This window comes from Methanobrevibacter thaueri (genome assembly GCF_015062905.1).
In the GTDB taxonomy this organism is placed as follows: Archaea; Methanobacteriota; Methanobacteria; order Methanobacteriales; family Methanobacteriaceae; genus Methanocatella; species Methanocatella thaueri_A.
On sequence record NZ_SUTK01000065.1, the window covers coordinates 1 to 7,173 of the forward strand.

Annotated in this window: 7 protein-coding genes; 5 read left to right on the top strand and 2 right to left on the bottom strand. The window is 41.9% G+C overall.

The features are described from left to right. The 3 genes from E7Z79_RS08685 to E7Z79_RS08695 all read left to right on the top strand — a co-directional run. Positions 1 to 1,978, top strand: a 1,978-nt coding sequence (locus tag E7Z79_RS08685; RefSeq protein ID WP_303739565.1) for a CDC48 family AAA ATPase, incomplete at its 5' end; no start/stop codon positions are given. Between the two features lie 335 nt (positions 1,979 to 2,313). After that, positions 2,314 to 2,640 (top strand): hypothetical protein, encoded by a 327-nt coding sequence (locus E7Z79_RS08690; protein ID WP_303739566.1) that lies wholly within the window; start codon positions 2,314 to 2,316, stop codon positions 2,638 to 2,640. Positions 2,641 to 2,649: 9 nt separating this feature from the next. After that, a complete protein-coding gene (locus tag E7Z79_RS08695; RefSeq protein WP_303739567.1) occupies positions 2,650 to 3,039 on the top strand; it encodes a hypothetical protein in 390 nt (129 codons plus the stop codon). Between the two features lie 55 nt (positions 3,040 to 3,094). Here E7Z79_RS08695 and E7Z79_RS08700 read toward each other — a convergent pair whose 3' ends face one another. Together E7Z79_RS08700 and E7Z79_RS08705 are read right to left on the bottom strand one after the other, a co-directional pair. Continuing rightward, entirely contained in the window at positions 3,095 to 3,748 is a 654-nt protein-coding gene (locus E7Z79_RS08700) for a PolC-type DNA polymerase III (protein ID WP_303739568.1), read from the bottom strand. Positions 3,749 to 3,757: 9 nt separating this feature from the next. Next, positions 3,758 to 4,612 carry a methanogenesis marker 8 protein gene (locus E7Z79_RS08705; protein WP_303739569.1) on the bottom strand — a complete coding sequence of 285 codons (855 nt, stop codon included), beginning with the start codon at positions 4,610 to 4,612 and terminating at the stop codon, positions 3,758 to 3,760. 128 nt (positions 4,613 to 4,740) lie between these two features. Between E7Z79_RS08705 and thiC the strand changes: the two genes are divergently transcribed. Beyond that, the gene (thiC, locus tag E7Z79_RS08710; RefSeq protein WP_303739570.1) at positions 4,741 to 6,015 is read left to right on the top strand and encodes a phosphomethylpyrimidine synthase; all 1,275 of its coding nucleotides are present in this window, start codon (positions 4,741 to 4,743) and stop codon (positions 6,013 to 6,015) included. After that, positions 6,016 to 7,173 (top strand): ATP-dependent DNA ligase (locus tag E7Z79_RS08715; protein WP_303739571.1); only part of this gene is annotated, 1,158 nt, incomplete at its 3' end.

Below are 7,173 nucleotides of genomic sequence, written 5' to 3' on the forward strand. Positions count from 1 at the left end.
AAACTCAGGAGCAACCATCGGAGGAGAAGTCACAATTAAAAAAACCAAAGCAACCGAAGCTAAAAAAGTTGTTTTAGCACCAATTGAAAACAACATTCGTGTACAGGGTGACGTTCGTGGCCTGTTTGCAGGAAAAGTAATGGTTCAGGGAGATATCATAGGATCACAAATAAGAGCCCCAAGACCAAGGATGGGCTTTAACAGTCTTTTTGATGAACTGATGGACTATACCCCTGCCATGAAAGAAATCAAATTTGCAGTAGTGTCCACAAATCCGAAAGACATCGTTATTGTCGGCCCGAACACTGAAGTGCAGTTACACGAAAGTCCAGTGGACGTAAGCAAAGTCGAAGGTGTCGGAAACCTTGTTGATGTAAGCTATGAAGACATCGGCGGTTTAAAAGAAGAAGTTAAAAAAGTAAGGGAAATGATTGAAATTCCTTTAAAAAGGCCTGAACTCTTCGAGAAATTAGGAATCGCACCACCAAAAGGAGTGTTAATGCACGGACCACCAGGTACCGGTAAAACATTACTAGCTAAAGCAGTAGCTAGTGAAAGTGATGCCCATTTCATCGCAATCAATGGGCCTGAAATCATGAGCAAATATGTGGGCGGATCCGAAGAGAACCTAAGGGAATACTTCGAAGAGGCTGAAGAAAACTCACCTTCAATCATATTTATCGATGAACTTGATGCAATTGCACCAAAAAGAGAAGAAACCAATGGAGAAGTTGAAAGAAGAACCGTTGCACAGCTTCTTACATTGATGGACGGTCTTAAATCCAGAGGACAAGTGGTTGTAATCGGTGCAACCAACAGACCGGATTCACTTGACCCTGCACTCAGAAGACCTGGAAGATTCGACCGTGAAATAGAAATCGGAGTACCTGACACCGAAGAAAGAAAAGAAGTTCTTGAAATCCACACAAGAAATATGCCTCTTGCAGACGACGTTGATTTGGACAAAATCGCAAATACCACTCACGGATTTGTCGGAGCTGATCTCGAATCATTATGTAAAGAGGCAGCAATGAGAGTAGTAAGAAGAATACTTCCTGAAATTCAGAATGACGAAGAAATTCCAAAAGAAGTAATGGAAAAAATTGTTGTAACCGGCGATGACTTTAAAAATGCTCAAAAGGAAATCCAACCTTCCGCACTCAGAGAAGTGCTTGTCCAAATCCCAGACATCAAATGGGATGACATAGGAGGTCTCGAAGATGTTAAACAGGAACTTAAAGAAGCTATAGAATGGCCTTTAAAACATCCTGAAACATTCCAACGCTTAGGAATCAGACCACCTAAAGGAACATTGCTTTACGGAATTCCTGGAACAGGTAAAACATTGCTTGCAAAAGCAGTGGCAAGCGAAAGTGAAGCCAACTTCATTTCAGTCAAAGGCCCTGAACTTCTATCCAAATGGGTAGGAGAATCCGAAAAAGGAGTTAGAGAAGTCTTTAGAAAAGCAAAACAAGCTTCCCCAACAGTGATCTTTTTCGATGAAATAGATGCAATAGCCAGTGCACGTAGCGGAAATGACACTGACAGCGGCGTTACAAAAAGAGTTGTCAACCAACTGTTAACAGAAATGGACGGTTTGGAAGAGCTTGAAGACGTTGCAATTATTGCGGCAACCAACAGACCTGACATTCTGGATGCCGGATTAATGAGACCTGGAAGGTTCGACAGACACATAGAAGTTGGCGAACCAGATGAAGAAGCAAGAATATCCATCTTTGAAGTGCATACCAAAGGAATGCCATTAGCCAAAGACGTGGATCTCAAAAAATTAGCCAAAAACACTGAAGGCTATGTAGGAGCAGACATTGAGGCTGTTTGCAGAGAAGCTGCAATGCTTGCCCTAAGAGATGACCTTGAAGCTAGTGAAATCCCATATAAATACTTCAAAGAAGCAATAGACAAAGTGAAGCCAGGAAATATGCAAAAAAATGATGAACAATTAGTTCAGTACATGTAGGGAAGAAACTCCACTTCCCTATTTCCTCCCAGTTATATATTTAATTTCTAACCATATTTTAACCTCGGGGAAAGATACAGAAATCTTTCCCAACCTCCATTATATTGACAAATTTCTCTACCGTTTGGGAAGATATGGAATCTTCCCATCAACCTCTATTGAACTTTTTTTATATTAATTTAAAAATTGATTTGAGCCCATAAAATTTTATTTTAACCTAAATATTGATTTACCAGCATAGTTTAATGAATTAAGGAGAGTAATAAACTTTATATACTTTTAACTTCAATAGTATTAATGTGGCAGGCAAAATAAGAAAGAAAACTGGCGAAAACATGATAGAATATTTGCAAAATGGTCCGATTATGCCTTCTTGTGAAAGCAAAGTTGTTCAAAATGACGAATTTCTAAGCAAACTTGAACAGAAACTCATATTACTAAGTGAGAAATATGGTTTAGGCGAAGTATTATTTAGAGAAAAAAATCCGCTAAATAATAACTCATTTGCTTCATTCTATATCAGAGCACCAAAAACCTGGTCAAATCAGGAAATCTTTGATGTATGGGATTTAATTTCCGAAGAAGTGGATGCTTTTGCTGCAAAAGAGGGCTATGATAACTTGATGGAAGTCTGTAATGTTGCCGTCTCTGACAGGTACTGAGGTATGATTATGGTTCATGCATTTGTACCCCAACATCTATTAGACTTTGCAGAATACATTCAAAATCAAGAATATTCGGCAGAACACTACGATTTGCAATGCATAGATCGAACTATTATTAACAGAGCCTATCTGTCAACATATCTTCACGTTCAGGAATGGATTTTGAATAATGGTCCCTGCAATGATGTGAAAGATTATTCCAAACATGACGTTGGATACCATGCTGCAATTTGCATTGCCTTAAACGAGTTAAACAAAAAGGCAATGAGCAAAAAATATGCGGATTTCATCGAATTAAGAGTCGATGCAGATTACAACATTGTAACTATCATCACTCCAAAAGATGCACAAAAAGCATTGGATTTAGCTTTTCAAATCCAAAATGCATTGCAGTAAAAAAACTATTTTTTTTAAAATCCCGATTCAAGTTAAAGGCAATATTTACCTGAACCTACTTTTTAGGCAAAATATCATCAGGCTCCACAATCCTTTTATTAAAATACTGTCTTTTATATTCAATGAATGGGAATTTAGGCCCACTTACGCCCCATTTAGGATTATATCCAAAAACATTAATATATTCAACCAAATCATCACGTTCATTTTTCAGTGCTACAGTTACATCATATAATGCCTTTGTATCATCGATTGCCCTGTGGAAATTGACCTCTTCGATGCCATAATACTTAACCGCATCAATCAGCTTATGAGGAAACTCTTTACGGTCCTTTAAGACTGTTACTGTATCAATCCAGTTAAGATTTGACACTATATCCTCAGCTTCATCAGGATAATGCCTTTTTAAAAGCCCATAAACAAATGTCAAGTCGAATTGGCAGTTATGTGCAATCATCAATGTACCGGGAGTCAAATGACTTTTCAAATCCTCTGCAACGATTGCTTCACTTATGCCTTCAGTTATTAGCATCTCATCTGTTATTCCAGTTATTTCAGTGATTTTAGACGGCAAATCAAAACCGACATTGATGAATTCATCATATTCCTCGATTTTGCCGTCTTCAACTATCAGCATTGCAAGTTCGATAATTCTTGATTCCTTAAAATCCAAACCTGTTGTTTCAGTATCAAAAAATATTACCTTCATATTTACACTCTAAATCAGTTTATGTGGAGCATCGCTTTTGTCCCTTGGATAATCCTTGGTTGTCAACGGCTTTCCAATATGCTCAAGCCTTACATCCAAGAATCTGCGCCCTTCCTCACTTGCACAGAAAATCGGAACCTTCACTCCATAGTAATATGGCTCTATCTCATCTGCATATCCCCTGACCTCCTTGGATGCACATGCGGTTACTATGTCTCCGCATTCAAACATCATTTCGGCTTCGGCGCGTGTCACACCGGTTGTGTGCGCAACAAAGATATACACATTGACGTCATCATCGACAGGGTATTCCCTCAGCTCCCTGATCATCGGGGAAGGTATTACTGTTATTGCAATGTTTTTGTATCCCTTATCCAGTGCAATCTTCAATCCCTCAAGCTGGTTCAGCTCGGCAGTTTCAGGATTTAGAATTATGCAGTCCTTTTCCTCGAGATTTTTAATGACTTCCGGAATCGGTGTTGTGCTTACAAGGCCGGACACTCTTCCTCCAACGCCCTGAACAACGCGGGGATTTGTCATGAGAAGTGTCCCTGCACCGTCACATGCGCCGACAACACAGTCGATGTTTCCCTTTTCCATGTTGGTCTTGAGGATTTCAGAAATGCCCACAGTCACCAGGTCATCCATCTCGATTACCCTTTGCGGTGTGCACATTCCAAAGTCCTGGATTCTGAAATTGATGTTTTTTCTTATGAATTCCTCGTTGAGCTCATCCACCTTGTGCATCGCATGAAACATTGGGCAATATTTCATTTCGGATTCGCCAACTTCTGTTATTTCGCCGTTTTCGATTACTACTCGGACTTTTCCTAATGTTTCTATGACATGTCTATCTTCTACCATATGACCACCATCATGTATTAGTATTTGATGACCCATATAAAAAAAGATAATGTTTAGAGAAAATTGAAAAAATTCTATATACTTTAACGAAGATAACTATTATTGATTAGTCAACATGAGGGATAAATTTGACTCAGAAAAGTGAAGCGCAAAAAGGTAACATCACTCCCGAAATGGAGTGCGTAGCTCAAAATGAAAACATAGATGTGAACAAACTAGCTAAATTGATTGACAAGGGACTGGTTGTAATCCCTAAAAACGTCAACGGCCATTCAAAACCCTGTGGAATCGGGGAAGGCCTTACAACAAAGGTAAATGCCAACATAGGCTCATCATCCAAGATTGATGATTTGGAACTGGAAATCAACAAGGCAAAACTGGCCCAGGAATATGGTGCGGATGCCCTGATGGACCTCTCAACAGGATCTGACTTGAAGCTTTTCAGACAGAAGATAATGGAAGCGGTGGATCTGTGCATCGGAACCGTGCCTATCTATGAAGCCGGAGTCATTACATTAAATAAAAATAAGGAAATCATTGACATGGACCCTGACGACATATTCAAGGCCATCGAAAACCAGGCAAAGGAAGGGGTGGACTTCATGACCCTCCACTGCGGAATCACAAAGGACCTGGTCCAAAAGCTCAAGGCGGCCAACCGTATGATGGGCATAGTGAGCCGTGGAGGAACATTCATGGCATCATGGATCAACCACAACGATATGGAAAACCCGCTGTATGAGAATTACGATTACCTTCTGGAATTATCCTATGAGTACGACATTACCCTGTCACTTGGTGACGGCCTGAGGCCTGGATGCCTGGCTGATGCAAGCGATATCCCTCAAATTCAGGAACTGGTCAACCTGGGAGGCCTGGTGAAAAGGGCACAGGACGCCAACGTGCAGGTGATGGTGGAAGGTCCGGGACACATGCCTTTAAACCAGATTAAGGCAAACATGGAAATCCAAAAGACAATATGCCACGGCGCTCCGTTTTATGTCCTGGGGCCTTTGGTGACTGACCTTGCGCCTGGATATGACCACATTACCGGAGCAATCGGAGGAGCCATAGCCGCAACAGCAGGGGCAAGCTTCTTGTGCTATGTTACTCCTGCGGAGCATTTATCCCTGCCTAGCCTTGAAGACGTGAAGGAAGGAATTGTCGCATCCAAGATTGCTGCTGAAGCAGCAGATGTTGCAAAAGGATTGCCGCAGGCATGGGAACGTGAAAAGGCAATGGCAAAGGCAAGAAGGGAATTTGACTGGGAGGCACAGTTTGACCTTGCCCTTGACAAGTCAAAGCCTCGAAAATATCGTGACAAATGCGAACTGGATGACAATGAAATGTGCGCCATGTGCGGAGAGTACTGCGCAGTGAAAATAGCCAAAGGAGACTTTTAAATGAAATATCAGGAACTGGTTGATGTCTACTCAAGTCTTGAAGCCACCACAAAAAGGCTCGAAAAGACAGACATCATTGCAAATTATCTCAAAACCCTCGATTCCGACACAATAGAAAAGGTGGGACTTCTGATTTTGGGTACCGTATTTCCCGCATGGAGCTCAGAGGAAATAGGTATCGGAGGAAAACTTGTGGAAAGGGCAGTCGCAGAAGCCGTGGGAACAACACCGGCAGCAGTCGAGGACGCAATCCGTGACGAGGGCGACATCGGACTTGCATGCATAAAGCTCTATGCCAAAAAGTCACAGATGACATTCTTCTCACAGCCTCTGACAATCGATTTCGTATTCAACAGCCTGAGAAAATTATCCCAGATTTCAGGATCAAGGTCAACCAACAGAAAGATTGCTGTTCTTCTGGAGCTGCTCTCACAGGCAAGCGCAACAGAAGCCAAATATCTCACCCGTACAATCACAGAGGAATTGAGAATCGGCGTTGGGGACGGAATTGTCCGTGACGCGATTGCACAGGCCTTCAATATAGACAAGGCAGTTGTTGAAAGGGCACAGATGCTCACCAATGACTTTTCAGTCGTTGCAAGAACCGCCAAGGATGAAGGCGAAGCAGGCCTTAAGAAACTGAACCTGACACCCGGAACCCCTGTCAAGCCTATGCTCGCACAATTGGCACCGCCACTGGATGAAATCATTCCGGAAATGGGCAAGGCATTGTGCGATACAAAATATGACGGCATAAGGCTGCAGGTTCACAGGAACGGCGATGAAATCAACATATTCACACGCAGGCTGGAAAACATAACCAACGCATTGCCTGAAATCGTCGAGCTCTTCGACGAACATCTTCCTCATGAGGACTACATTGTAGAGGGAGAAGTCATTGCCACACGTGACGGCAAGCCTCTGCCTTTCCAGAATGTCCTTCACAGGGTCAGAAGAAAGCACAATGTGGAAGAGGCGATGGAAAACGTGCCGTTAAAACTATACCTGTTTGACGTGATGTACTATAAGGTTCCGATGATTGACGAACCTCTGTACAAGAGAAGAAAGACCCTGGAAAGCATCGTTGACACATCAGTTGACGAGATGAACCTGAGCACAATGAAAGTGGGAACCCCTGAAAACATTGAAGAGATTCAA

Coding starts and splice junctions, on each gene's coding strand:
- E7Z79_RS08690 (WP_303739566.1), top strand. CDS start 2,314: ATGATAGAATATTTGCAAAATGGTCCGATTATGCCTTCTTGTGAAAGC.
- E7Z79_RS08695 (WP_303739567.1), top strand. CDS start 2,650: ATGGTTCATGCATTTGTACCCCAACATCTATTAGACTTTGCAGAATAC.
- E7Z79_RS08700 (WP_303739568.1), bottom strand. CDS start 3,748: ATGAAGGTAATATTTTTTGATACTGAAACAACAGGTTTGGATTTTAAG.
- E7Z79_RS08705 (WP_303739569.1), bottom strand. CDS start 4,612: ATGGTAGAAGATAGACATGTCATAGAAACATTAGGAAAAGTCCGAGTA.